29 protein-coding genes and 1 tRNA gene are annotated in these 25,315 nt (G+C 46.3%); 9 read left to right on the top strand and 21 right to left on the bottom strand.

Going from position 1 to position 25,315, the window contains the following annotated elements:
• Positions 1-163: 163 nt before the first annotated feature.
• The gene (locus ICN12_RS03485; protein ID WP_216270660.1) at positions 164-1,834 is read left to right on the top strand and encodes an electron transfer flavoprotein-ubiquinone oxidoreductase; all 1,671 of its coding nucleotides are present in this window, start codon (positions 164-166) and stop codon (positions 1,832-1,834) included.
• Between the two features lie 24 nt (positions 1,835-1,858).
• Here ICN12_RS03485 and ICN12_RS03490 read toward each other — a convergent pair whose 3' ends face one another.
• From ICN12_RS03490 to ICN12_RS03505, 4 genes are all read right to left on the bottom strand, one after another.
• Positions 1,859-3,016, bottom strand: coding sequence for an MFS transporter (locus ICN12_RS03490; protein ID WP_216270661.1), 1,158 nt, complete (start codon positions 3,014-3,016; stop codon positions 1,859-1,861).
• A 23-nt stretch (positions 3,017-3,039) separates the two neighbouring features.
• Positions 3,040-4,155 carry a chorismate synthase gene (aroC, locus tag ICN12_RS03495; protein WP_216270662.1) on the bottom strand — a complete coding sequence of 372 codons (1,116 nt, stop codon included), beginning with the start codon at positions 4,153-4,155 and terminating at the stop codon, positions 3,040-3,042.
• Positions 4,156-4,197: 42 nt separating this feature from the next.
• Complete coding sequence (locus ICN12_RS03500; protein ID WP_216270866.1) at positions 4,198-4,653, bottom strand: CBS domain-containing protein; 456 nt, start codon at positions 4,651-4,653, stop codon at positions 4,198-4,200.
• 77 nt (positions 4,654-4,730) lie between these two features.
• A complete protein-coding gene (locus ICN12_RS03505) occupies positions 4,731-5,579 on the bottom strand; it encodes a YihY family inner membrane protein (protein ID WP_216270663.1) in 849 nt (282 codons plus the stop codon).
• Between the two features lie 23 nt (positions 5,580-5,602).
• Between ICN12_RS03505 and wrbA the strand changes: the two genes are divergently transcribed.
• The 3 genes from wrbA (at position 5,603) to ICN12_RS03520 (ending at position 6,906) form a co-directional block, all read left to right on the top strand.
• Positions 5,603-6,205 (top strand): NAD(P)H:quinone oxidoreductase, encoded by a 603-nt coding sequence (gene wrbA / locus ICN12_RS03510; RefSeq protein WP_216270664.1) that lies wholly within the window; start codon positions 5,603-5,605, stop codon positions 6,203-6,205.
• 3 nt (positions 6,206-6,208) lie between these two features.
• Complete coding sequence (locus ICN12_RS03515; RefSeq protein WP_216270665.1) at positions 6,209-6,607, top strand: DUF2069 domain-containing protein; 399 nt, start codon at positions 6,209-6,211, stop codon at positions 6,605-6,607.
• Positions 6,608-6,720: 113 nt separating this feature from the next.
• Complete coding sequence (locus tag ICN12_RS03520) at positions 6,721-6,906, top strand: hypothetical protein (protein WP_143744363.1); 186 nt, start codon at positions 6,721-6,723, stop codon at positions 6,904-6,906.
• A 44-nt stretch (positions 6,907-6,950) separates the two neighbouring features.
• Here the strand turns inward: ICN12_RS03520 and ICN12_RS03525 are convergent, their stop codons facing one another.
• Positions 6,951-8,135: an MFS transporter gene (locus tag ICN12_RS03525; protein WP_216270666.1), complete on the bottom strand. Its 1,185-nt coding sequence runs from the start codon at positions 8,133-8,135 to the stop codon at positions 6,951-6,953.
• A 147-nt stretch (positions 8,136-8,282) separates the two neighbouring features.
• Between ICN12_RS03525 and ICN12_RS03530 the strand changes: the two genes are divergently transcribed.
• Both ICN12_RS03530 and ppk2 read left to right on the top strand, forming a co-directional pair.
• The gene (locus ICN12_RS03530; protein WP_216270667.1) at positions 8,283-8,591 is read left to right on the top strand and encodes a histone H1-like repetitive region-containing protein; all 309 of its coding nucleotides are present in this window, start codon (positions 8,283-8,285) and stop codon (positions 8,589-8,591) included.
• A 27-nt stretch (positions 8,592-8,618) separates the two neighbouring features.
• Positions 8,619-9,392, top strand: a complete 774-nt coding sequence (gene ppk2, locus ICN12_RS03535) for a polyphosphate kinase 2 (RefSeq protein WP_370624929.1) — start codon at positions 8,619-8,621, stop codon at positions 9,390-9,392.
• Position 9,393: 1 nt separating this feature from the next.
• Here the strand turns inward: ppk2 and ICN12_RS03540 are convergent, their stop codons facing one another.
• The 3 genes from ICN12_RS03540 to ICN12_RS03550 all read right to left on the bottom strand — a co-directional run bounded on the left by ICN12_RS03540 (position 9,394) and on the right by ICN12_RS03550 (position 10,789).
• Positions 9,394-9,657, bottom strand: coding sequence for an EF-hand domain-containing protein (locus ICN12_RS03540; RefSeq protein ID WP_216270900.1), 264 nt, complete (start codon positions 9,655-9,657; stop codon positions 9,394-9,396).
• Between the two features lie 10 nt (positions 9,658-9,667).
• A complete protein-coding gene (locus tag ICN12_RS03545; protein ID WP_216270668.1) occupies positions 9,668-10,333 on the bottom strand; it encodes a DUF3313 domain-containing protein in 666 nt (221 codons plus the stop codon).
• 93 nt (positions 10,334-10,426) lie between these two features.
• Positions 10,427-10,789, bottom strand: a complete 363-nt coding sequence (locus tag ICN12_RS03550; protein ID WP_255537672.1) for a hypothetical protein — start codon at positions 10,787-10,789, stop codon at positions 10,427-10,429.
• A gap of 85 nt (positions 10,790-10,874) precedes the next feature.
• Between ICN12_RS03550 and ICN12_RS03555 the strand changes: the two genes are divergently transcribed.
• Complete coding sequence (locus ICN12_RS03555) at positions 10,875-11,252, top strand: carboxymuconolactone decarboxylase family protein (RefSeq protein ID WP_216270669.1); 378 nt, start codon at positions 10,875-10,877, stop codon at positions 11,250-11,252.
• 1 nt (position 11,253) lies between these two features.
• On the opposite strand, the gene ICN12_RS03560 is transcribed toward ICN12_RS03555, so the two are convergent.
• The 7 genes from ICN12_RS03560 to rnr form a co-directional block, all read right to left on the bottom strand.
• Positions 11,254-11,988 carry an amino acid ABC transporter ATP-binding protein gene (locus ICN12_RS03560; RefSeq protein ID WP_216270670.1) on the bottom strand — a complete coding sequence of 245 codons (735 nt, stop codon included), beginning with the start codon at positions 11,986-11,988 and terminating at the stop codon, positions 11,254-11,256.
• A 30-nt stretch (positions 11,989-12,018) separates the two neighbouring features.
• Positions 12,019-12,687, bottom strand: coding sequence for an amino acid ABC transporter permease (locus ICN12_RS03565; protein ID WP_216270671.1), 669 nt, complete (start codon positions 12,685-12,687; stop codon positions 12,019-12,021).
• 20 nt (positions 12,688-12,707) lie between these two features.
• Positions 12,708-13,496 carry an amino acid ABC transporter permease gene (locus ICN12_RS03570; RefSeq protein WP_216270672.1) on the bottom strand — a complete coding sequence of 263 codons (789 nt, stop codon included), beginning with the start codon at positions 13,494-13,496 and terminating at the stop codon, positions 12,708-12,710.
• Positions 13,497-13,527: 31 nt separating this feature from the next.
• Entirely contained in the window at positions 13,528-14,427 is a 900-nt protein-coding gene (locus tag ICN12_RS03575) for an amino acid ABC transporter substrate-binding protein (RefSeq protein ID WP_370624935.1), read from the bottom strand.
• A 140-nt stretch (positions 14,428-14,567) separates the two neighbouring features.
• A complete protein-coding gene (locus tag ICN12_RS03580) occupies positions 14,568-14,753 on the bottom strand; it encodes a YgaP family membrane protein (RefSeq protein ID WP_216270673.1) in 186 nt (61 codons plus the stop codon).
• A gap of 31 nt (positions 14,754-14,784) precedes the next feature.
• A complete protein-coding gene (gene rlmB / locus ICN12_RS03585; protein WP_216270674.1) occupies positions 14,785-15,540 on the bottom strand; it encodes a 23S rRNA (guanosine(2251)-2'-O)-methyltransferase RlmB in 756 nt (251 codons plus the stop codon).
• 30 nt (positions 15,541-15,570) lie between these two features.
• Positions 15,571-17,973, bottom strand: a complete 2,403-nt coding sequence (rnr, locus tag ICN12_RS03590; protein WP_216270675.1) for a ribonuclease R — start codon at positions 17,971-17,973, stop codon at positions 15,571-15,573.
• Positions 17,974-18,116: 143 nt separating this feature from the next.
• On the opposite strand from rnr, the gene ICN12_RS03595 reads away from it, so the two are divergent.
• Positions 18,117-18,203 (top strand) — tRNA-Leu (locus ICN12_RS03595).
• Between the two features lie 54 nt (positions 18,204-18,257).
• Here ICN12_RS03595 and ICN12_RS03600 read toward each other — a convergent pair.
• The 4 genes from ICN12_RS03600 to ICN12_RS03615 are packed head-to-tail and all read right to left on the bottom strand — an operon-like array spanning position 18,258 to position 21,532.
• A complete protein-coding gene (locus tag ICN12_RS03600) occupies positions 18,258-18,755 on the bottom strand; it encodes a hypothetical protein (RefSeq protein ID WP_216270676.1) in 498 nt (165 codons plus the stop codon).
• Positions 18,756-18,776: 21 nt separating this feature from the next.
• Positions 18,777-19,562, bottom strand: coding sequence for a bestrophin-like domain (locus tag ICN12_RS03605; RefSeq protein ID WP_216270677.1), 786 nt, complete (start codon positions 19,560-19,562; stop codon positions 18,777-18,779).
• 20 nt (positions 19,563-19,582) lie between these two features.
• Positions 19,583-20,269, bottom strand: coding sequence for a dienelactone hydrolase family protein (locus tag ICN12_RS03610; RefSeq protein WP_216270678.1), 687 nt, complete (start codon positions 20,267-20,269; stop codon positions 19,583-19,585).
• 33 nt (positions 20,270-20,302) lie between these two features.
• Entirely contained in the window at positions 20,303-21,532 is a 1,230-nt protein-coding gene (locus ICN12_RS03615; protein WP_255537673.1) for an MFS transporter, read from the bottom strand.
• A gap of 120 nt (positions 21,533-21,652) precedes the next feature.
• Between ICN12_RS03615 and ICN12_RS03620 the strand changes: the two genes are divergently transcribed.
• A complete protein-coding gene (locus ICN12_RS03620) occupies positions 21,653-22,144 on the top strand; it encodes a hypothetical protein (protein WP_216270679.1) in 492 nt (163 codons plus the stop codon).
• Positions 22,145-22,473: 329 nt separating this feature from the next.
• Here ICN12_RS03620 and ICN12_RS03625 read toward each other — a convergent pair whose 3' ends face one another.
• Together ICN12_RS03625 and ICN12_RS03630 are read right to left on the bottom strand one after the other, a co-directional pair.
• A complete protein-coding gene (locus ICN12_RS03625; protein WP_216270680.1) occupies positions 22,474-22,977 on the bottom strand; it encodes a hypothetical protein in 504 nt (167 codons plus the stop codon).
• A gap of 98 nt (positions 22,978-23,075) precedes the next feature.
• Positions 23,076-25,289: a malate synthase G gene (locus tag ICN12_RS03630; RefSeq protein WP_216270681.1), complete on the bottom strand. Its 2,214-nt coding sequence runs from the start codon at positions 25,287-25,289 to the stop codon at positions 23,076-23,078.
• Between the last annotated feature and the right edge of the window lie 26 nt (positions 25,290-25,315).

Below are 25,315 nucleotides of genomic sequence, written 5' to 3' on the forward strand. Positions count from 1 at the left end.
AGCAATCATAACGCCTTAGACTCACATGCCTGCTGGCAATGGGCACCAACCTGGTTTTTCTAGCTTGGAACTAAACTATAGAAATGGTTTATGGGCAGATAAATGCCAATAATGCTCGAAATCCCTTTAGCACCCTATTTTTAAGCAATGTCGGAGATATTGAATGAACGCCCAGGAATTACTCGCACAGTTTGGACCCAGAGAATCCATGGACTATGACCTGGTCATTGTTGGAGGTGGCCCTGCTGGATTATCGGCAGCGATTAAAGCAAAACAGTTAGCCAATGAATCGGGCAAAGAGATTAGTGTCTGCATCCTTGAAAAAGGCTCAGAAATCGGTGCGCATATTTTGTCGGGTGCCGTCATGGATCCCAAGGCATTGACTGAACTCTTCCCTAACTGGAAAGAATTAGGCGCACCACTAGATACCGAAGTGACTGAAGATCAATTTTTATTCCTCACCAAAGACAGCTCATTTCAAGTCCCGAACTGGATGCTGCCCCATTGTTTTAAGAACGAAGGTAATTACATTGTTAGCTTGGCCAATGTCACTCGTTGGCTAGGTGAGCAAGCAGAAAATCTTGGCGTTGAAATTTTCCCTGGTTTTCCTGCGGCGGAAATTCTGTATAACGAGCAAGGCGCTGTTTGTGGTGTGATCACGGGTTCAATGGGTTTGGACAAAGAAGGTCAACCTACCGATCAATTTCAGCTTGGCATGGAATTGCGCGCCAAGTACACCCTCTTCGCCGAAGGTTCACGCGGACATCTGGGCAAGCAACTGATTGCAAAGTTTGCGCTGGATAAAGATGCTGACCCACAAAGCTACGGCATTGGCATTAAAGAGCTTTGGGAAGTCGAGTCATCTAAGAGCAAGCCTGGCCTGGTGGTGCATACCGCAGGCTGGCCATTAGAGAGCGATACCTATGGCGGTTCATTCTTGTATCACTTGGGCGACAACAAAGTTGCTGTTGGCTTGGTAGTGGGTCTTTCTTATAAGAACCCATATCTCTCCCCCTTTGAAGAATTCCAACGCTATAAGCTACACCCAAAAATTCGAGAAACTTTTGAAGGTGGCAAACGCCTTGCATATGGCGCACGCGCACTTACAGCGGGCGGCTTAAATAGCCTGCCTAAAACCGTATTCCCGGGTGGCGCCTTGATTGGGTGCGACGCCGGCTTCTTAAATGCTTCGCGCATCAAAGGCAGTCATGCAGCTATTAAGACTGGCATGCTGGCTGCCGAAGCAGCAGTGGCAGCACTTGCTGAAAATCGCTCTGCTGATATTTTGGCTGCTTATCCCAATGCCTTCAAAAATAGTTGGCTACATACTGAACTCAATCAAGCGCGTAACTTCAAACCGTGGATGTCCGAAGGACTTTACTTTGGCACCCTGATGGTGGGTTTAGAGCAAAAACTCTTGGGTGGCAATATGCCCTGGACAGTGCACCTCAAGCATGCGGATCATGAGTGCCTTGAACCGGCGGCGCAGCACCAGCCGATCGACTATCCAAAACCAGATGGCAAACTTACTTTTGATCGCCTTTCATCAGTATTTATCTCCAATACCAATCATGCTGAGAATCAGCCGATCCATCTCACCCTAAAAGATGCGTCAGTACCAGTTAATCTCAATCTCAAAACCTATGCGGGTCCAGAACAACGTTACTGCCCTGCTGGAGTTTATGAATATGTAGAAAAAGATGGTCAGTCACAGTTGCAAATTAATTCTCAAAACTGTGTGCATTGCAAAACCTGTGACATCAAAGATCCAAGTCAAAATATTATTTGGATTACACCTGAAGGTGGTGGTGGCCCGAACTACGGATCAATGTAAGAATGGCTATTCTGATTTTTACAGCTATCTAGCCGGGTAGTGGCGCGGACGTAGCTTCTGTATCGCCATACCCGCTAGACCGCAGGCTAAAGCTGACATGACAAAGACATTGCGTGGCTCAGTCGCATCCCATAACCAGCCAGCGACTAAGCCACCAAGAGTTCCACCCAGACCATAAGAAACGGTAGCCATCAAGGCCTGGCCACGCGCTTGTAGCGGGCCGGTAAACCAACGCTGAAGTAATTTCGTTGCGGCACTATGGTGAGCCCCAAATGTGCCTGCATGCATTAACTGAGCAAGGATTAAAATCCAAGTCACCGGGAAGAACGCGATCAAGATAAAGCGAAACACGCCAATACCAAAGGCGATCTGCAGAACCACTTCCGCGTCTAAGCGACTGAGCACCTTACTCTGGAAATAAAAGAAGATCACTTCAGCAGCCACACCCAGCGCCCAGAACAAACCGATCTGAAATTTGTTGTAACCCAAATCTGCCAAGTACAGTGAATAGAACACATACAAAGCAGCATGGGCAAAGATCATAAAGAAGCCAGAGAGCAAGAACCAACGTACATCCGGATTAAATAAAACAATTAAGAGCTCACCCCTCACCATCTTGCGACGCTCCATCTTGGGCTCATGCAATCGGAAGGTGACCACTGCCAAGAAGATCAATATTACTGCGCCCACGATGGGATAAAGCTCAATACCTTGACGCTGAAATAATTCCCCAGCAAAGAGCACCATGGCAATAAAACCAATCGAGCCCCATAAGCGCAAACGCCCATACCGTTTATCAAAAGAATTGTCTTTAAAGAGTGCATGAACAGTAGCTGACTCACCCAAAGGCATGAGGCTACTCAAAATGGTGTGCAATACAAACATCCAAACAAAAAACGCCGCATAACTTTGTAGGAAAAAGATCAAGAGAAAAACTATCGCAGCTAAGCAAGCGCAGAAGCGAATAATTCTGATGCGATCAGAAAAATAATCGGATAACCATCCCCATGAAAATGGGCCAACAATGCGGGTAATTTGCAGCATGGACATCAAGACCGCAATCTCGATGACGCTAAATCCACGGTCTAGGAAAAAAAGGCTGGCAAATGGAGAAACTAAACCAACGTAAGCAAAATATAAAAAGAAAAAGGACCCGAAGGCCCACCGCACTGAAGGTGTCATTTTCTTTTTCTTAAATGAATTGACTAATCAGTTGCAGAACCAGGGCGAGACGCTGGAATCGGAGGAACGACATGCTTCACATCCCCGCACTGAGCGCGATGACGCAGTGCGTGGTCGATCAATACCAAGGCAAGCATGGCCTCAGCAATTGGTGTTGCCCGAATGCCAACACAAGGATCATGACGACCTTTGGTTTGCACTGTGATGGGTTTACCATCTAAATCAATGGATTGTTTAGGGCTCAAGATGCTAGAGGTTGGTTTGATTGCAATCGATACGCGCAAATCTTGACCGCTACTGATACCGCCTAAAGTGCCACCAGCATTATTGCTAGAAAAACCATCGGGATGAAGCTCATCACCATGCTCGCTACCGCGTTGCGCTACAGACTTAAAGCCCGCGCCAATCTCAACACCCTTAACGGCATTGATACCCATCATGGCGTGCGCGATATCGGCATCTAACTTATCAAATAAAGGCTCACCCAAACCAATGGGCACATTGCGCGCCCGCACCTCAATCTTTGCCCCACAAGAATCCCCTGCTTTACGCAGTTCATCCATATAGGTTTCGAGTTGAGGAACAATATCGGCGTTCGCAGCAAAGAACGGATTGCTCTCGATGAGCGCCGCATCTTTAAATGGAATTTCAATTTCACCGAGTTGGCTCATATAGCCATAAAACTCAGTGCCATATTGTTCTTTCAGCCACTTCTTCGCAATCGCTGCTGCAGCTACTACGGGCGCAGTTAATCTTGCTGAAGAACGACCACCACCGCGTGGATCGCGCAAACCATATTTGTAGTGATAAGCGTAGTCGGCATGGCCTGGTCTAAAGGTTTGCAGGATATTGCCGTAATCTTGGCTACGTTGATCCGTATTACGAATCAAAAGACCAATGGGGGCACCCGTCGTTTTACCTTCGTATACCCCAGACAAAATTTCAACTTTGTCCGCTTCTTGACGTTGAGTTACATGGCGAGATGTACCGGGCTTGCGACGATCTAAATCAATCTGCAAATCCGCTTCACATAAAGACATTCCTGGAGGGCAGCCATCAACAACAGCGCCAATCGCGGGGCCATGGGACTCACCAAAAGTGGTGACCGTAAAGAGAAGACCTAAAGTATTTCCTGACATAGCGACATTATGTCATCTGTCAGGAGCTTGGGCTAGGCTGGACTATGGATTCGCTTTTTCGGCTTGTTCTGGCCAATCGCGGATATAAGCCTTGAGCATGGTGTTCTCGAAGTCCTGAGCCTCAACTACCGATTTAGCCACGTCGTAGAAAGAAATGACGCCCATGAGCATCTTTTGATCGATGACCGGTAAATACCGCGCATGCTCCACAAGCATCATGCGACGAACTTCATCTATCTCGGTCTCCATATTGCAAGCGAGTGGCTTGGCGTTCATGACGCTCTTCACCTTAAGGTCATCCAACTTGCCGTGGTGTTTAGCCAAAGCTGCAATGACTTCACGGAATGTCAGAATGCCGACCAGATTCTCATACTCCATCACTACTAAGGATCCAATGTCGTGCTCACTCATCACCAAGACCGCAGTTTGCAAGGCCGTCTCTGGCGCCACTGTAAACAGTGTGCTGCCCTTTACACGCAATATGTCACAAACCTTCATTTGGTCTCCAGCAATGAGTTCTAATTTAGACAATATATTCTCAAGCCCCCATAGAATCAAGGGTCAAATGAGTAATTTCAGTAACGAATAACCCTAACGACCCCACTCCGAATGCTGGGGAGGTTAGCAACCAAGACTGCCCCAGCTAAAGTAATCCACCAAGTGAGGTAAATCCAAATAAGCGCCAGAGGGAAGATGGCAAAGGCGCCATAGACGGTTTTATAAAAGGCGACATTCGTTAAAAATAGTCCAAAGCCAAACTTCATGAGCTCAAAAGTGAGGGCGGCAAAAAATGCCCCGCTCAATGCATCTCGCCACTGAATTTGTGCATAAGGAAGAATCTTGTAGGCTACTGAAAAGACTGCCATGGCCAGAAGTACAGGCACCACCGTGGCAATAAACCCCAAGCCAAAGCTCAGGGTTTCAGTCCAGCCTTCTGCCGCACTAAATAACAGACCGCTCAAGTAGGTGCCAACACCTAGCAATATGGGACCCAATATCGTTGCCGCAGAATAGATCGCAACCTTCTTCGAGATAGGTCGCCTCTGAGTTACACGAAAGATCTGATTAAAGGCGCCCTCAATCACCGCCATCGTCATGATCGTAGTAATAACCAGCCCCACCAAACCAATTAACGTTAAGCCTTTGGCCTGTGCTGAAAATTGATCCAAATAATTAAAAACCTGTTGGTTTAATCCACCAGGCATATAGGTGTCCAACAACCATGCTTGAAAGGCGTACTTAATTCTCACCACGCTGGGCAGGTAACCAATCAAAATGGAGGCAACCGTTAGCATCGGAACTAAGGACAGGGTTGTAGTAAAGGCTAGGCTAGCTGCCACTTGCTTGAGATTTTGACCACGATTACGCTCCCAGATCTCTTTTCCAAGAGAGAGCCATAATTGAGGATTCTGAAAGAGGCGCATCGCCCATATCATAAGAGAAGAATATGAGCCAATCCGATATTTTAGTTTTGTACTACTCCCGCTACGGTGCAACCCGAGACTTGGCCCGTCTCATTGCCGAGGGCATTGAAAGCGTCCCTGGAGTCAATGCCAGGCTGCGCACTGTGCCAGCCATCTCAACAGTATGTGAGACCACCGAATCAGCGGTTCCTGCGGATGGCGCCCCTTATGTTGAGTACTCAGACCTACAAGAATGTATTGGTCTAGCCCTTGGATCACCAACCCGCTTTGGCAATATGGCTGCCCCCATGAAATACTTTTGGGATGGCAGCTCCTCGGAGTGGCTCAATGGCACCCTCATCGGCAAGCCTGCTTGTGTCTTTACCAGTACCGGTAGCCTCCATGGTGGACAAGAAAGCACCCTTCTTACCATGATGATTCCCCTACTCCACCACGGCACGATGATCATGGGCATTCCGTACAGCGAGCCTGATCTGATGAGCACCTCTACCGGCGGTAGCCCCTATGGCCTTACTCACCTTGCCCATGCTGATGGCCGTGCGCCGATTAGCGCTGAAGAGCAACGCTTAGCTATTGCCCAAGGTAAACGACTTGCACTCACAGCCCTCAAACTCATACAAAGGTAATTGATGTTCAAGAACTGGCTTTCTAAAGACCCATACCAACTGATTGCAACTGCCGCCTTTGTTGACCTATTCATCCTGTGCGTTTCTTGGGAATGGTTTATTTCACCGCTTAGACCGGGCGGCTCCTGGCTGATCCTCAAAGGCGTCCCCCTGCTATTTGCTATTCCAGGCCTATGGAAAGGCAAGGTTTACACCATGCAATGGGCCTCCATGCTGATCTTGCTCTATATCACCGAGGGTTTGGTCCGCATTCTGGAAACTGGGGCTAATTTCTGGATGGCTGTACTTGAAACCACCCTAGGAACGGTCGCCTTTGTATGCCTATTAATCTACCTCAAACCGATCAAAGCACGCGCTAAAGCAGCTAAAAAGGAGCGCGCTGAGTCTGAAATGCAGGGCTGAGGGATAAAAAAACTAGTAATTTCGGTCTTTTTGGGCAATTTATTAAAAAATTGTGTATTTCTTGTCATCTCAGCCACTTTTCCATGCGTTGTATGCACATGGAGGTGGCAAATATGTCAACAAGACTCAAACGTTGGGCCCGCGCAATTGAACAGATCGACTTGTCCAAAAGGACTCCTGAGGTCGCCATTGGTTATTTAGATAGCAAATACCGCGACATCGCTTGGCGATATATCCGCATCCTCGGCTTTGAGCGCACCATTAGCTTTATGGCGAGCAATAACTTCCACCCGGAGTAATTCTGCAGAGCCCCTAGCATTCCCAATCACCCCAGATGAGGTATTTATCTGGGGTTTTGTGCTTCTGGGGATCTAAAAACCCAAAATGCCAGCAACAGGAAGGCCAAAGCTGCACAGAATCCTGAAAACAAAAATGCATGGCTAGGGTTAAAAGATTCATAAAGCCACCCAAATATCAGGGAAGCTGGTAACAACATCAACCCTGAAACCAGGTTAAACCAGCCAAAAGCGGTGCCTGCCATTCCCATGGGAGCCAAATCGGCTACTAGCGCCTTCTCTACCCCCTCGGTGGCCGCTTTGAATAACCCATAGATTGCAAACAGTCCACAGAGCATCCAAATGGTGATGTTGGAAAAACTCATTGCGACATAAAAGAATGCAAAGGCAAACCACGCAATCAGAATGAAGTTCTTGCGACTAAATCGGTCTGAGAGTGCTGATAGTGGCGCTCCAAATACCGTCGTGATTAAAGAGATGGCAGCCCAAAGTAAAGGAATCTGCTCTTGCGGTACACCGAGCTCTCTCGCCCTTAACAATAAAAACATGTCAGATGAATTTGCTAAAGCAAAGATTCCAGCTACCAAGATATAACGCTTGAACTGAGGCGATAGACCTTCAAGCGACCAAGAGAATGGTTGAACTACCCGCTGCTCTCGTGGTGGCTCGCGAAGGCAAAGAGCTAGGCTCACGGTGATGATCCCAGGCACTACTGCCCACAAAAATATATCGCGCAATGGAACGTGAACAGAAAGTAAATAGGCGGCCACCAGCGGCCCAATCACTGCGCCCGCATTATCCATAGATCGATGCAGGCCAAAGGTGATGCCTCGTTGATTTGGGGCGACACTCTCCGCCAGCAAAGCATCGCGCGGCGAACTTCTTAAGCCCTTACCCAGGCGATCAGTAAAACGAATACACAAAACCCATGTCCAAGAATTTGCAATTGCGATGAGCGGCCTACCAATGCCAGCTAAAAAATAGCCAATCACAATCCATGGCTTGGTCTTTTTAGTCCGATCCACAATGACGCCAGAGACTAACTTAAAGATACTGGAGCTCGCCTCAGCAATCCCCTCAATCAGACCTAAGGCCTTTGGACCGGCCATGAGAACACTGGCAAGATACAAAGGCATCAACGGGTAAAGCATTTCACTAGCAGCATCATTTACGAAGCTAATCAAGCCAATCAACCAGACCGCGCGTGGGAGAGATTGCAAAGTTTTAAACATATTGACTCAATGTAGCATCAAATTAAATATGGCTCCAACTGTCACAAACACTTGAAACTAAACCTAATAAAACGTAGGATCAGGGGGTAGGCGTAAGCCTTTTTTACCAAGTTTTAACCAATAGCACTCTCTTCAAAGGAATACATCATGAGTCAAAAAAAATTAGTAAAACAATTATTGAAAAAATTGGATAAGTTGGAAGCTGAAAGAGAGAAGTTGATTGATAAGCTTGCTAAGACCTTAGACAAGATGGAGAAGAAGACTCCAGCTAAAAAGGTTCCTGCCAAAAAAGTTGCCGCCAAGAAAGCTCCAGCTAAGAAGGTCCCTGCCAAAAAGGCTCCAGCTAAAAAAGTAGTTGCTAAGAAAGTAGTTGCAAAAAAAGCCCCAGCTAAAAAAGTAGTTGCCAAAAAAGCCCTAGCTAAAAAAGTTGTAGCCCCAGTAGCGCCCGCTCAATAAACATTAAGCGTTCCATAAGGACTGCCCGTGAGTAAATCAGCAATCCCTGAGCATTCTTACGAGGCAGACTTACGACTTCTTCAAATTGAATTAGTCAAACTCCAGCGTCACACCATTCAAAAGGGTAAGCGTCTCTTAGTTATTTTTGAGGGAAGAGATACGGCCGGAAAAGATGGCTCAATCAAAAGCATTACTGAGCATTTAAGTCCCAGAGACAGTAGAGTAGTTGCCCTAAACAAGCCCTCCCCGCGCGAGGAAGGTGAATGGTACTTTCAAAGATATGTTGCGCAATTACCCACCGCTGGTGAATTTGTTTTATTTAACCGGAGCTGGTACAACCGCGCTGGCGTCGAAAAGGTGATGGGCTTTTGTACCGATGAGCAATATAAGCAGTTCATGGCAACCGTCAACGAATTTGAATCCCTGCTTGTTGGATCTGATATTCAACTCATCAAATACTATTTAGACATCTCCAAAGAGGAGCAAGCCATCCGACTCAAGGATCGTGCTAAGGATCCATTAAAGCAGTGGAAAATTAGTCCGATTAACCAAAAAGCTCAGAAAATGTGGGACGCCTACTCAGATGCTAGAGACAAAATGCTCAAGCACACTAGCTCAGTAGTTGCACCTTGGACAGCAGTTAGCGCAAACGATAAGAAACTCGCACACCTCAACCTGATTGCCGATTTATTGTCTCGGGTTGATTATCCGGACAAGGATAAGAAGATCTTAAAGATTGACCCCAAGATCGTACTGAATTGGCCTGCGAATTCTAAAAAGCTTCCAAAGCTAGCTAAATAAATTAGCGATTGGCCATTGCCTGAATTTCAGCAACAGTCACATAACCCCTACCCCGCGCATCAATCATGCTGAAGTTGTTATAGATCCGAGGCATACAGCCATTGGCTTCATTTAGCGACAATTTACCATCGTGATTTGTATCGCATTTTGCAAAACGTTCTGCAATCTCTTTATCTCGTGATGCATCGTCCGCAAATACTGGGGCTGACACAAGTAGCAATGCAGTCATGCTTGCAAGCCCCAGATTACTGATAAAAGTTTTCATGCAGCCCCTCTTATTTGGCGGATGTTTCCAGCGCTACAAGAACTACCTTTTTAGCCATCGCAACAAATGAATCTACTGATCCACCACCGGTTCTAAAGGATTCTCCCTGGATAGTAACCAAGCCTTCACCAAGAAGTTCTTTTGATTGGCTATCAGTAATCTTGCTTTCAACCACCATTGCAGGCGTTTTAGAGTTCACACCGCCAGCATAAGCAGCAGCATTCATTGCCAAACCAATTGGTGTGAAATTCCATGGCTGCAAACTATCAGTTGAACTTTCTGCGCCAGTAATGCCAACAGAAACGCGAGCCACACCAGGACCAGGCACAGTCACAATCTTAATATTGCCTCTGCCATTAACAGCCGATAACATAGACTGCTGTAATGCAGCTTTTGCCTGATTAATTGCATCTGACGTCACTTCTTTAGTTGCATTTTGATTGAGGTAGATCGGATCCAAAATCACCGCATTGTATGCATTTGGATTTACGCCATCTTTGCGGTATCTCCAAATACGAGTATCTTTTTGACTGCTAGCTACAGGAGCTAACAGCGAGTAATTTGGCAAGAAACCTGATTTAGGCATTGGCTCACTAGCCAATTTTGGAGTATTGCTACATGCAACCAATACAGTGGCTACAGAGATTGCTGCAACTAAAGTGCCTAATTTTTTCATTTGAATTCCGTTGTTGTTGGTTGCTTGAGCATTAGCCCTTGAGTGAGTTTCAAACATCATACCTCTTCAAAGTGACGGCTGCACCATTACCGCCTAGGGTGCAGGACAAGGCATCAGACTGCCCGACTTTTGGTGCAACTGAGGCTTGCACTCTACTGGTGCACTAATAGTTTTTGGGCTTGATAGTGCAGTACTTGAGGCCGAAGTATTTACAGTGGTTTGCGGGGACACCACATTACTAGCCTGAGGCACATTCGGATTGGAGGCTAGAGCGGCCCTGTAGAACTCTTTATCGGTTCCAGGACAAGGCATCAAGGCCCCGGTTTTTGGATTCATAACAGACTTGCACTGGGGGTCGGCTTGGAGCCTTGCCTCCAATTTATCAACGGTACAGGCTGTCAGCAGGAATAAAGCGCAAAGGAAAAAGCTAAAGCGAATAGATTGGGTCATGTTCATGCGCCAATTCTAGGCTAAACATTCACGCTTTAATAGTGGCAATATATCGAAATCCATTTCATAAAACATTCGTCAAGGGGAAGTCATGAATAAAGAATCATTTGAAAAAGGTCTAAAAACTCGCCGAGAAGTACTGGGTTCTGAGTATGTAGATAACTCCATCAAGAATGCGGGTGAATTTAATATGCCCATGCAAGAGTTGGTTACTGAATATGCTTGGGATGCGATTTGGAATCGTCCTGGTTTGGATCGTCGCTCTAGAAGCATGATTAATTTGGCAATGCTCACAGCACTAAACCGCCCTCACGAACTCAAGCTGCATTTAAAAGGGGCCATCAATAATGGCTTGAGCAAAGATGAGATTCGAGAAATCCTCATGCAGACCGCAATTTACTGCGGAGTACCGGCGGCTATTGATAGCTTCAGATGCGCAAAGGAAGTTTTTGCTGAAATGGGAATTTAAATCAGTGGCCTAAAATTTTTGATAGAAATTCTTTGGCTCTCGGGGTTCGAGCCTCGGGCTTGCCAAAGAAATCGTCCTTACTGCAATCTTCAACAATTCTTCCTTGGTCCATGAAGATCACGCGATGACTTACCTTACGCGCAAAACCCATTTCGTGAGTCACACAACACATCGTCATTCCTTCGTTAGCTAGCTTCACCATAACATCCAAGACTTCGCCAACCATCTCAGGATCGAGCGCGGAGGTTGGCTCGTCAAACAACATCACGATCGGATCCATGCTCAAGGCTCGTGCAATCGCGACGCGTTGTTGTTGCCCTCCAGATAATTGACCTGGGAATTTATCTTTTTGTGCCATCAGGCCCACGCGCTCTAGATATTTCAGCCCATGGGATTTAGCTTCAGCAGCAGACCGACCTAAGACTTTCATTTGAGCAAGCGTGAGATTTTCAGTAACGCTAAGGTGAGGGAAAAGTTCAAAATGCTGAAACACCATTCCGACTCGTGATCTGAGCTTTGGTAAATTGGTTTTGGGATCGTGTAACGAAATTCCATCAATAGTAATTTCACCTTTCTGAAAAGGCTCAAGCGCATTGATTGTTTTAATCAGGGTCGACTTGCCAGAACCAGAGGGTCCACAAATCACAACCACCTCACCTTTTTGAATCGATGTGGAGCAATCTATCAAGACCTGAAACGATCCATACCATTTTGAAACATGTTGAAGTTCAATCATGATGATTTATTTAATATGTTCTATGATGAATTAACGAATGATAGCGACACGAGTTTGGATCTTGCGTACCACCTTAGAAAGCGAGAAACAAATCACGAAGTAAGTGGTTGCAGCCAGAATATAAGTTTCGATTGGACGGCCATAGTTTTTACCGGCAATCTCAAATCCTTTTAATAAGTCGTATGCGCCAATGGCATAAACCAGTGAGGTGTCCTGAAACAAGACAATCGTCTGCGTCATAAACACCGGAATCATGTTTCTAAAAGCCTGGGGTAACACTACAAGTCGCATATTCTGACCATACGTCATCCCCAAGGCCTCACCTGCATAAGTCTGACCCTTGGGTACAGACTGAATACCAGCGCGCACGATCTCAGAGAAAAATGCTGCCTCAAATGCAATGAAGGTAATCGTGGCTGAGAGATCTGCGCCAATCGGCATACCGATCAACATTGGAATGAGCAAGAAGAACCACAGAATTACCATCACCAATGGAATCGATCGCATGGTGTTCACATAAAAGCTAGCGGGATACATCAATGCGGGACGGCCAGATAATCTCATCAGCGCTAAAAGCGTACCAAATAGAATGCCGCCTACAGTAGCCAAAACAGTTAACTGAACGCTAAATAACAAGCCCTTCAGAATGTAGCTGGTAAATAGCTCCCAATTATAAAAACTAAGATCTAAGCTCAACATATCATCGCCCCCATCAACACTTAGTGAGCCAAGCTAAGATCATTTGATGCAATAAAACCAGGAACGCGGGTCCGCTTTTCAATTTGATTCATAACGCGGTTTACTGCAAATGCAGAAATTGCGTATAAGAAGGTAACCGCCAAATATATTTCAACACCTTTCGAGGTTTCTTCTTGAGCCTGCATTGCAAACAGAGTTAATTCTGGTACAGAAACCGCAAATGCTACTGAGGAATTTTTAATTAAATTCATGCTCTCTGAAGTCAAAGGAGGAATCACAATTCGCAAGGCCATAGGCAAAATCACATAGCGATAGCTTTGAATGGTAGTCAGTCCAAGCGCCGTTGCAGCAGCGGATTGCCCACTAGGTAGCGCCTGAATACCTGCCCTCACCTGCTCGGCAATGCGAGCGGAAGTAAAAAATCCCAAGGCAATACTCACCAACCAATAGGATGGCAGTGACTTTAAAGGTAAAACAAATGCAGGAATGACGTGATACCAAAGAAAGACTTGGACCAAGATCGGAATATTTCTAAATAACTCTACCCAGAAGGTTGAGAGCCGAATGAAGAATGTATTGAGAGCGCCGGTATTTGGTAGGGTGCGCAAGGTACCCATCACTACACCCAAAATTAAGGCAATCGTTAAGCCCAGACCTGCAACCGCTAGAGTCCAGCCCCAAGCCTTCATTAACCAATCGAGGTAGCTTGGATCGCTGTTATGAGCTAGGCCAAACAAGGCGGAGAAGCAGTGGTCTACCACCTCCCCGTCTAAGGTGTTTTTACAGAAAACACCTAGATCTAAAGACATATCAATAGCTCGCTCTTGGTCAATCTAGAACTTACTTCTTTACGCAATCTTCAGCAGGCTTATCGTTTAGATGCGCCCATGCATTTTTAGTTGCTGGCGATAACTCAAGCCCTACAACAATATTTTTTGGTGGAATAGGTTTTAAAAACCATTTATCCCACAGCTTGGGCATATTGCCGTTAGCCAGAATCTTGGCGATTGCCGTGTTAACTGCCGCTTTGAATTCAGGATCATTTTTGGGAACCATGATGGCGATAGGTTCAGTTGCTAAAACTTCACCAACAATCTTGTAATCCTTAGGATTCTTTGAATTAGCAATATTACCCGCCAAAATGGAGCCATCCATGACGAAAGCATCGGCACGACCCGATTCCAGCAATAAGAAACTATCAGCATGGTCTTTGCCGAACACTTCATCAAAATTAACGCCATTGGCTTTTTCATGTTTGCGCAATAACTGCACTGAGGTGGTACCAGTGGTTGTTGCAACCTTTTTGCCCGCTAACTGAGCAATGGAGTTGATTCCTGAATTCGCCTTCACTGCAATGCGCACTTCTTCAACATAAAGTGTATTGGCGAAACCAACATCTTTAGCGCGCGCAGTATTGTTGGTAGTTGTGCCGCACTCAATATCTACCGTGCCATTTTGAACCAATGGAACGCGATTTTGCGAAGTGACGGGCTGATAGTTGATGCGCAGAGTGCTGAGGCCTAATTTGTCTTTTATATCGGCCAGAATCATGCGGCAAACCTCAACATGATATCCATCAAAGCGACTGTCGCCGGTGGTGTAAGACATGGGGATGGATGATTCACGAACACCCATGGTCACTGCGCCAGTGGACTTCATTTTGTCTAGCGTCTGGCTCGCAGCATGGGCATTGAGCGTACCCAAGAATAATGCCGTAGCTACTAGAAAGTTTTTACCAATTTTTTTGTTTTTCACGAATCTTCCCCTGTCCATAGACATAACCGTATTAACGACTAGTATATCCATGGCTAGAATGCATCACGCCAGAGGAGAAAAAAATATGGGGTTTACCTGCCCACAATGATTTAAGTCTTACTAGATCACTTCTGAGCAGTATTGATACCCAAAATGCTATAGGCTGGGCAATTGCCGATCATTCCAGTGGCAAGTGGAATGATTCCAATCCAAGCCCAGGGGCCAGTAATGCCAAAACCTGCAAGGCCCATTAAAGTAACGCCAACAGTCATACGCAAAACGCGGTCAGTGTGTCCAATATTGCATTTCATAGAGGCCTCTTAAGTCGATTGTGATTAGTGCTTACTTTGGCTCTTTAGCCAAGCGCTGCCTTAGCGCTTCATACAAGCATACGCCACTTGCAACAGAAACATTCAAACTCTCCACAACACCCTTCATCGGAATGCGGACCAACTCATCACAGGTTTCACGAGTTAAGCGACGCATGCCCTCACCCTCTGCACCCATCACAATACCGATCGGGCCAGTGAGATCCAAGTCATAAATCGATTTTTCTGCTTCATCGTCAGCACCAATCAACCAAACACCGGCTTCTTGCATTTCTTTCATACTGCGAACTAAATTAGTGACGGTAATCACAGGCATCACTTCTGACGCACCACTAGATACCTTGCTCACTGTGGAATTAATGGAGGCTGAGCGATCTTTTGGAATGACCACCGCATCCACACCAGCGCCATCAGCTACACGCAAACAGGCGCCAAAGTTATGGGGATCGGTTACGCCATCCAAAACCAAGAACATCACCTTACTTTGATTGCTTTCGGCATCTTCCACAACCTCAGTAATGGTGCGTGCAATCGTTATCTTTTCAGCGAGAGCCACTACACCTTGATGTCGATCATGACCTGCTAACTTATGGAGACGCTCAGCATCAGCAGCATGTAATCGCTCTCCAAGTGCTTCTTCGGCCTGCTTTAAGAAATCACCCATCCGGCGATCGCGCCGACTAGGATCAAAATAAACCGACTTCAGACTATCTGGATCCACCCTTAAGCGTGCTTGTACTGCATGAAAACCCACTAATATTTGCTTCATCTTTACTTTATCTCGATTCTGTATTGCTGCTTATTTACGTCGCGCTTTAGTACTGCGTACTGGTGGTTTAGTACCAGCAGGCTTACCGGCTGGCCTATTAGGTTTGCCAGATTTTGCAACCTGGCTAGTGCTGCGACCTGCCTTGTTTTTGGATTGATTGGCGCTCAGGTTACCGCCAGACTTAGCAGCATTCACATTGACACCAGCATGTTTCTGTGGCTCTTTGCTACCAGGGCGGCCTTTCTTTGGGGATGCCTTCTTATTGGGCCTACCGGTATCACTTGCCAAAATAATTTGACGACGATTCGTGGTTCCGCCTGGCTCTAAGCCAACCGACTTCACGAGACTAAATTCAATCTTGCGGGCATCTAGATCAACACGACTGACCAAGACGTGCACACGATCACCTAAGCGATAACGAATGCCAGTTCGCTCACCACGTAATTCTTGACGAGCCTCGTCGTACTGGAAGTAATCGCCACCCAACTCCGTCACATGAATCATTCCCTCAACAAACAGGTTTTCGAGCTGAACAAATAAACCAAATGTAGCCACACCCGTAACCGTTCCTGAGTATTCTTGGCCGAGATGGTCGCGCATGTAATAGCACTTGAGCCAAGCTTCCACATCGCGAGAAGCTTCGTCTGCACGGCGTTCGTTTGACGAGCAATGGACTCCAAGCTGCCCCCAAATCGGCAAAGCCGCATTGGCACCCTTAGGTAGTTTAGGTAAACGAGAACCCTTAGCTGCCGCCTCTTTTGCGTCACTATGGGACTTCTTGGCGTTAACCGCATTCTCGCGACCCTTGCCCTTGCGCGGCAAAGTAAGGTTCAACGGAACCGTTGGCGGCAATACTGGTGCGTAAGGCTTGTTAGCTAAGATCGCTTTAATCACGCGATGCGTTAAGAGGTCTGGGTATCGTCGAATTGGACTGGTGAAGTGGGAGTACGCAGGATAGGCCAGGCCGAAGTGGCCTTCATTATCTGGCTGATACATTGCCTGTTGCATAGCGCGCAACACCACTGTCTGGAGCATATTCGCATCAGGGCGATCTTTGATATCGCGCATGAGCTTGGCGAAGTCTTTGGGCTTCGGCTTTTCCCCACCATCCAATGACAATCCAGATGTGCGCAGCACTTGGCGAAGGGTAACCAATTTCTCTTCAGAAGGCTCGCCATGAACACGGTAAAGACTGAGATGCTTGTTCTTATCAATAAAATCTGCAGCGCAAACGTTGGCCGTCAACATGCACTCTTCAATTAAGCGGTGAGCATCATTACGCAGACGGGGCTCGATTCTGAGAATCTTGCCAAGCTCGTTACTAATAATCTGAGTTTCAGTGGTTTCGAATTCGATAGCACCGCGCTTTTGACGTGCATCCAACAAAATCTTATACAGAGAATAGAGATTGGTCAGTAAAGGCCTGAACTCAGAAAAACGAGTGGCTTCAGGACCCTTGCTATTAGAAAGCACTTCCCACACCGTATCGTAGGTAAAGCGTTGTGCAGAATGCATGACTGCTGGATAGAACTGATATGCCAGCACTAGCCCATTGTTATCTACAACAGAGTCGCACACCATGCATAAGCGATCGACTCCGGGGTTTAAGGAACAAAGGCCATTGGAGATTTTCTCGGGCAACATCGGTATAACCCGTCTCGGGAAATACACTGAGGTTGCACGCAAAAGACCCTCGTCATCCAAGGGGTGGCCAGGCTTCACATAATGAGAGACGTCAGCGATGGCTACGATGAGGCGCCAAGCCTTGCTCTTGCCGTACATGACAGGCTCGCAATACACCGCATCATCAAAGTCACGAGCATCAGCACCGTCAATAGTGACCAATGGTACGTCACGCAAATCAACTCGACCTTCTAGATCAGATTGCTGAACGGTATCAGGCAATGCCTCTGCTTCTTTTATAACTGCTGCAGAAAATTCATGAGGCACGCCATACTTACGCACGGCAATTTCAATCTCCATACCAGGATCATCAATCTCACCAAGCACTTCAACAACGCGACCCACGGCTTGACGATAGCTATCTGGATAGTCAATGATCTCCACGCTGACCACTTGACCTAATTTGGCGTTGCCTTGGCCTTTTGGTGGAATCAAAATATCGTGGCCGATACGTTTATCTTCTGGCGCAACAATCAAAACGCCGTTCTCATTTAAGAGGCGCCCAATAACCACTTTATTGGCGTGCAAAATCACATCGACAATCTGACCTTCTGGGCGACCGCGGCGATCCGTTCCCAACACTCTGACGTTGACTCTATCTCCGTGCATGACGCGGGACATTTCTCTTTCAGAAAGAAAAATATCCTCACCGCCATCATCCGGGATTACAAATCCAAATCCATCTCGATGACCTTGGACTGTACCTAGACGGTCAGCCTCTCGTGGCACCAAGTTTTTTGCTTTACGCATTTAATTCCTTCGGCAATACATGCCTTATATTTCAATGATTGTTCTTAATTAGGCTACTGTATCAAACCACTAAGTCTGAAGGGGGAAAGCCGAATGGGGTTATAAAGTGAGCCAAAAGGCGCATACCTTTATAATAATGGCATGCCCAGGTGGCGAAATTGGTAGACGCACCAGCTTCAGGTGCTGGCGATCGTAAGGTTGTGGGGGTTCGAGTCCCTTCCTGGGCACCAAATACACCTACTAAGACCTATATGGGGACCACACACCCCTTTTTCAATAGGCACTTAAATATCCATGGTTCGATGCAAGATCTTGGGTTTCATTTCACCCCAAAGACCCTCAAACCCCTCCGCCCTATCCGCTGACAGCTTAATAGGCTCAAAGAGGCCACTAAAAAAGATCGTCTTTTTCGGAGCCAAGGTCTTTTCAAACTCAGTTAAGGCTACCGGCTTATCGTCAATATCGCGAGTTAATTGAGCAGAGCAAACAATCGCTTCATCGTCATCCTGATCAATCACGGCAAATTCAATCCACTGTTGAGACTTCTCCAAAATCACTAGCGTTCCCCTTGCATAGCAAACCGCCTCATGCTCTTGAACGATATAGGCCAAAAATTGGTTTTCTTCATCTTTATCCATGCCTAGGTCATCAATAAAAAAGAGGTATTGATCTCCAGCCCCATTAACCAAAGTAAACACCTTAGGAATGACGCCATGCCCTAAGGCAAGATTGCGGTAATAAGAGGAAAGTTCAACTGCGAGGTTTTCGGCAAAAAGATGCATAAGAGATTAAGAGGTAAAAGTTTATTCAGTGCGAGTCTTGATGGACTCAATGATTTTAATAAAGGGTTCAGCCTTAACCGAGCTTTGGCCTTTGAAAGGCTGATCCGTAATCACCAAGAGAGAGATCAGTGCACCCAAAGTGACAGGCAGAATTTTGAATCCCATGAAAAAAGAATCGGAAGGCAAGAACAAGGTATTAATACCGAGCAAGGCCACCATACAAATAATGATGACTACCCAAAATAAATTCGGCAAACGCGCTGAAGAGCGCTCTATTCTTGACTCCCTGCTTTCAGCAACCTCCTCCGCCTTTTTAAGAATGTCGGTATACATTGCTGTTTGCCTATTGGTCTGGGGCTCAAGGGATAAGAGCTTGCGAGAAATGCCTCGCCAAAGCATATGAGTCTTTGGGCTACCCTGACCCTCTTTCAACAAGTCCCACTCATCGTTGACGATGGAGTTCATATAATCAAACAACTCTTTGCGCATGATGGCAATTGAAGGATCACCATAACGAACTAGTAGACGATCAAGATTATTGATTTGACCGGCCTCTCTCGAAACCAAAGACTGCACTTCACGAAAATTCGTTTGCGCTTGATTTAATAAGAAACCGATTAAAAGACCGCTTAAGGTAATGATTGACCCAAAGAGACTCAATCCTAATCGAGTGCTATCTTCAGTAGGCGCAAAGAAAGGAATCGATTGCAAAATACGCGGCATCACATCTAGCAAAACCACAAAGAACATTACCAGAATAATTAATATCTGGATGTTACTGCGCTTATAAATCCAATTGAAAAACATATAAACCTTTAGATGAACTGTTAATTACCTAGTGTATTTTTTAAGAAAGTCATCGTGCGCTCCCAAGCCAAATCAGCAGCTTGCGAGTTGTACTGTAGTGGCGGTAATTGTCTTGAGTCTGACTTTGGATTGGCAAATGCATGCTTGGCATCGTAGCGCTGGAAATCATAATTCACACCGGCAGACCTCAACTTATCTTCCAGCAGATCAACACCAGCGATAGAGAAGAACTCATCATGCAGTGCCCAGTGCGCCAACATCGGTTTTTTAATTGCCTGAGCATCAACGTACTCCAGTGGAGGATAACCATACCAAACTACCGTCCCGTCGCATTCCGGCACGAGGCCAGCCGACAATACGGTCAGCGCCCCACCCATGCAAAATCCAGTAACCGCTACTTTGGCGCTTCCTGTTGCTTTGAGGTACTGGACGGCGCCGCGAATGTCTTGACTTGCGGCATCTCCGAAATTGAGGTCATTCATTAAATGCTCTGCCTCGTTCGCTTCAAGCGCTAACTTACCTCGATAGAGGTCAGGAACTAAGGCGCGGTACCCTGCTTTTGCCAAGCGATTGGCGACATTTTTAATCTCATCATCAAGACCCCACCACTCCTGAATAACTACTATGCCAGGAGCATTTTTTGGATTAGCAGGCTCAATTAAATAAGCCTCTACCGATGTACCGTCAGGCCTCTGAAATGTCATCATTGCATTCTCTCTATTGGAAATGGATTGGGGTGTTTACTGCGCTTGTTTATCGGTATGAATATATCCCACCAACCAGAAGGTAAGCAAGCCACATACCGCTGCCCCGTAACCAACTAGGTTGTAATTCTCCATCTTGCCATCAGTGCCGATCGTCACAACCGCCCCCGCGATGACAGACGCCAATCCGGATGCCAACATCTGCACGGAGCCAACCAGACTCATGAAAGTGCCGCGAATTTTAGCCTCTACGACTTGACTCACTATTGCCATCGCCGGAATCATGCGGCCGGAAACCAGGATGAAAAACGCTGTTGAATTAATCAAGACCACCCAGAGTGGCACAGGCATCAAATTGGTGGTCACCAGCAAAGGAATCAGACTGATGATAGCCAGCACTCTAAATATCTTTACCTTGCCATAGCGATCTGCCATATGGCCAATCAACTTGGAACTCATCAAGGTAGCAATACCACCACAAAGATAAATCAGTGAAATATAAGAGTTATCAATTCCGACGTTAGAGGTGAGATACAAGGCGATATAGGGAATCACAGAAAAACCCGTCAGCATGATGAGCGCCATAAAAATAAATGCACGCAGATGTTGATGGGCTACAAAGACACTCCAGATCTGACTGAGGCGACTTCCCTCATGAGTATGTCCAAGATGCCCTGCAATCTTCGGAATATTGCGATAACCCAAATAGAGAATCAGGCTCGACACCAAGGCAATAAATATGAATGGAGCACGCCAACCCAAGGAAGGAATGTTGTTAGCTAAAAACAGGCTCAGCGGCACACCTGCAACTGTTGATACTGAGAAGGCGGACATCACCGTACCCAAAGCTTTACCCCTTCGCTCAAATGGAATGGAGTCAGCGATGATGGTTTGCACCAGCGACCCCAAGATTCCTCCAAAGGCGCCTGCACAAGCCCGTGCAATAAAAAGAGAATGATAATCCGGGGCTAGCCCACAAACTAAGGTGGCAATAATGAAGCAGGCATACAGGCTGAGCAGCAATACTCGCCTTTCAAAGCGATCTACGAAATAAGTGGCAAATACACCTGCAATTGCGGCAGCAAAGGTATAGGAGGAGAGTAAAAGGCCGAACTGATGGGTATTGATATTGAGCTCCCGAATAAATTCGGGCCCCAGCGGCATCATGATCATGAAGTCCAGAATATGGGTGAACTGAATTCCGGCCAAAGAGAATAGGAAAAAGCGTTCTTTCTGCTTTCCACCTGGCATGTGATGCTCGGTCAAGGGTTTCTTTACATGAAATTAGAGATGTGACATTATCAACCCACAGAGAAATCACCGCTTGGGCTTTCTACGGTCCCACCCATTGATTTTTACTCCTCTCGTTTAAGAGTATTGCTACCCATGAATATCATCACCGCCTTCTCCAACTTCCCATTTTTGCTACTATTCCGGGATGCCGCTTGGGGAATTTTTTTCCTCATCTGTATCTTGATATTTCATGGCAGCGCTATTAACCATGTCTACATGCGCTTCGAGCGCCTGACACGTCAAAATCTCAAGTCAAACCAATACAACCGCGTGTTCTACCATTTCTATGCCACTTTTGTATTTCTGGCCATGTTTCACTTATTGGAAATTCTATTTTGGGCATGCGTCATCATCGGCATAGATCTTATGCCAGAGGCTATCGATGCCATTCTCTTTGCAGGTAGCTGTTACACAACCGTCGGCTTTGAGGCTGACAACCTGAAAGATGGCTGGAAAACCTTTGCATTTTTCATCTCATTTAGCGGGCTTTTTTCATTGGCCTGGACCACTTCCATCATGATCGGTATGACCACTACCTATAAAAATGCCTGGGATCAAAAATATCGTCACACCAACAGCTATTAAGCTAGGTTCAGTAATTTTCTGCAATTTTCAGGATATTGGGAGTATCATTAGGGTTAACCCTTAAGGAGCCCACCATGGCACATTCAAACTCAGTACAGTTTCACCAGGCACCAGCATTCAGCTTTAAGCCTTTATTTGCTATCAGAGACTTCTTTAGCCTCCTGATTACCGCATTTAGCGAAGCAAAAATAATGGAACAGAAATCACGTAAAACTAGCGGAAATTGGTAATTTCTGACTGATTTACCCCTGTTTTGAGCCATTTTTTGACGTTTTAAAGAAATAAGCCTCCGAATTTTTCGGAGGCTTATTCATTTCCAAACCTAGCCTCTAGCGCTTAATGTAATAGCCATAGACGCAACGCGTTCCACCCCGAGAGGGATTGTGAGTATCTTGAATAACTCCATCGATAACCGCAGTTAAGTGTTTGGAAACCTTCACAATTAAGGCTCCTGTCGGTAGCTCATTGGCTAGCAAATGAACCTGACACCCAGCTCCAATTTTCATTGTCGGAACCCACTCAAATCCGTGACCCACGATGTAGTCATGAAAGACATTGCGGTGATTGCCATTACGCGGAGACGCACCCTTTGCATTGAGCCTTCGAGCTAACTTGTCATTACGCAGATCTGCATAAGCTGCATTAGCCGCACGGAGCTCTTCATACACCTGCAGATAAGGTACTTGAGCAGCAATGGCAATGGCCCGGACAACGCAGTCTCCAGCCCCACCTTTAAAACCCGCAGCTTCCCTGCCCCCATCATTAAGACGAAAGCCAAGCGCCTGAGCTTGTGAGGTGGCAGATCTTGCGAAGGGATTTAAAAAACTAAACAAGGGATGGCGATATTGTTAACTGGGTCGGATGGGATAAGAAAAAATGGACTTGCCTTTCGACAAATCCATTTCATTTTTGAAGTTAACTTGAGGCGAACTTAAGCATGCGCCTTTTTAACTTCCAAGCGCCATGCGTGTAACAAAGGCTCGGTATAGCCATTGGGCTGCTCTAGACCTTTAAAAATCAAGTCACTAGCTGCTTTAAAGGCATAGGAGTCTTTGAAATTCGGCATCATGGGCTTGTACAGTGGGTCGCCAGCATTCTGACCATCAACCACCTTAGCCATGCGCTGCATTGTCTCGTTGACTTGAGCTTCTGTAACGATGCCATGAAGTAACCAGTTGGCAATGTGCTGACTAGAAATGCGCAAGGTCGCACGGTCTTCCATCAGGCCTACGTTATGAATATCTGGCACCTTAGAGCAACCAACCCCTTGATCAATCCAGCGAACCACATAGCCCAATATACCTTGGCAGTTGTTATCCAATTCTTGGGCAATCTCTTCCTTAGACCAGTTGGCTTTTTCAACCACCGGAATAGTCAACAAATCATCAATCAAGGCCTCTGCTTCTGCAGCGGTATCTAATTGCTCCATCTCTTTTTGTAGTTGAGCTACGTTCACTTGATGGTAATGCAAGGCATGCAATGTCGCAGCTGTTGGTGATGGCACCCAAGCAGTATTTGCACCTGCTTTAGGATGAACGATCTTTTGCTCCAGCATGGCCTTCATCAAATCTGGCATTGCCCACATACCCTTACCAATTTGAGCGCGGCCTCGCAAGCCACAATCTAAGCCAGCGAGAACATTACGACGCTCGTAAGCAGATAACCACTTGCTGGTTTTCATATCACCCTTGCGCATCATTGGGCCTGCATGCATTGCAGTATGCATTTCATCGCCAGTGCGATCTAAGAAACCAGTATTAATGAAGGCAACGCGGGCACCTGCAGCAGCAATCGCTGCTTTGATATTTGCACTCATGCGACGCTCTTCGTCCATGATGCCTAACTTCACTGTATCGGCAGGTAGACCAAGCAATTTTTCAACGCGACCAAAGAGCTCGCCAGCAAATGCAACCTCTTCAGGGCTATGCATTTTTGGCTTCACAATATAAACAGAGCCCTTACGGGTGTTGCCAATAGCCTGAGTGGCAGGACGATTAATGTCATGCAAGGCAATCAATACAGTCACTACCGCATCCAAGATACCTTCATAAATTTCTTTACCATCACCAGTAATGATGGCTGGGTTCGTCATCAAATGACCAACGTTGCGAAGGAATAGCAAAGAACGGCCATGTAATGTCACAACGCCATCTTTCGCATTCGCTGCACCGATCCCCGCTTTGTACTGGCGATCTGGATTTAATGTACGAGTAAAAGTTTTGCCACCTTTGTTAACTTCTTCAACTAATGTGCCTTTGAGAATGCCCAACCAGTTTTCATAAGCAACTACTTTATCGTCGCCATCAACCGCAGCAATAGAGTCTTCCAAATCCAAAATGGTTGAAAGTGCCGCTTCGAGAATGACATCATTTACTCCAGCTGCATCACTAGAGCCAATGGTTTTACTCTTATTGATTTCAATATCGATGTGCACACCGTTATTACGCAGGAGTACTGAGGACGGTGCAGAAGCATCGCCTTGGTAGCCAACAAACTGCTTCTCATCAGCAAGACCTGTTTTGCTACCATCGTTCAGGCTCACTACCAATTTGTTGCCATCGACCGTGTAAGCGGTAGCATCGGCATGCGAGCCTTTAGCTAGTGGCGCCGATTGGTCTAAGAACTTGCGGGCAAAAGCAACTACCTTGGCACCACGAATGGGGTTATATCCACCCACCTTAGTAGCGCCGTCTTCTTCAGAAATAACATCCGTACCGTACAGCGCGTCATACAAAGAACCCCAACGTGCATTCGCCGCGTTCAATGCATATCGTGCATTGAGAACTGGAACCACTAATTGTGGGCCAGCTTGAAGCGCCAACTCATCATCAACGTTTTTAGTAGTGCCCAGAACCTGACCTGGAACTTCATCTAAATAACCAATTTCTTTGAGGTGCTTGCGGTAAGCAGGCATATCTTTAATCGGACCAGGATTAGCTTGATGCCACCGATCTAAATCCAATTGCAGGCGATCGCGTTTAGCTAGCAATGCCTCATTTTTTGGACCAAGGTCTTTAACGATTTCATCAAAACCCTTCCAAAAGTCAGTGCTGTTAATGCCTGTACCAGGCAGCACTTTGTCTTCAATAAAGCGATATAGCGGCGTAGCCACTTGTAGGCTACTACATTGTGTACGTGCAGTCATTTCTGAACCTCAAAACATATGTAAAT

It is taken from the genome of Polynucleobacter sp. AM-25C3, assembly GCF_018882335.1.
Taxonomy (GTDB): domain Bacteria; phylum Pseudomonadota; class Gammaproteobacteria; order Burkholderiales; family Burkholderiaceae; genus Polynucleobacter.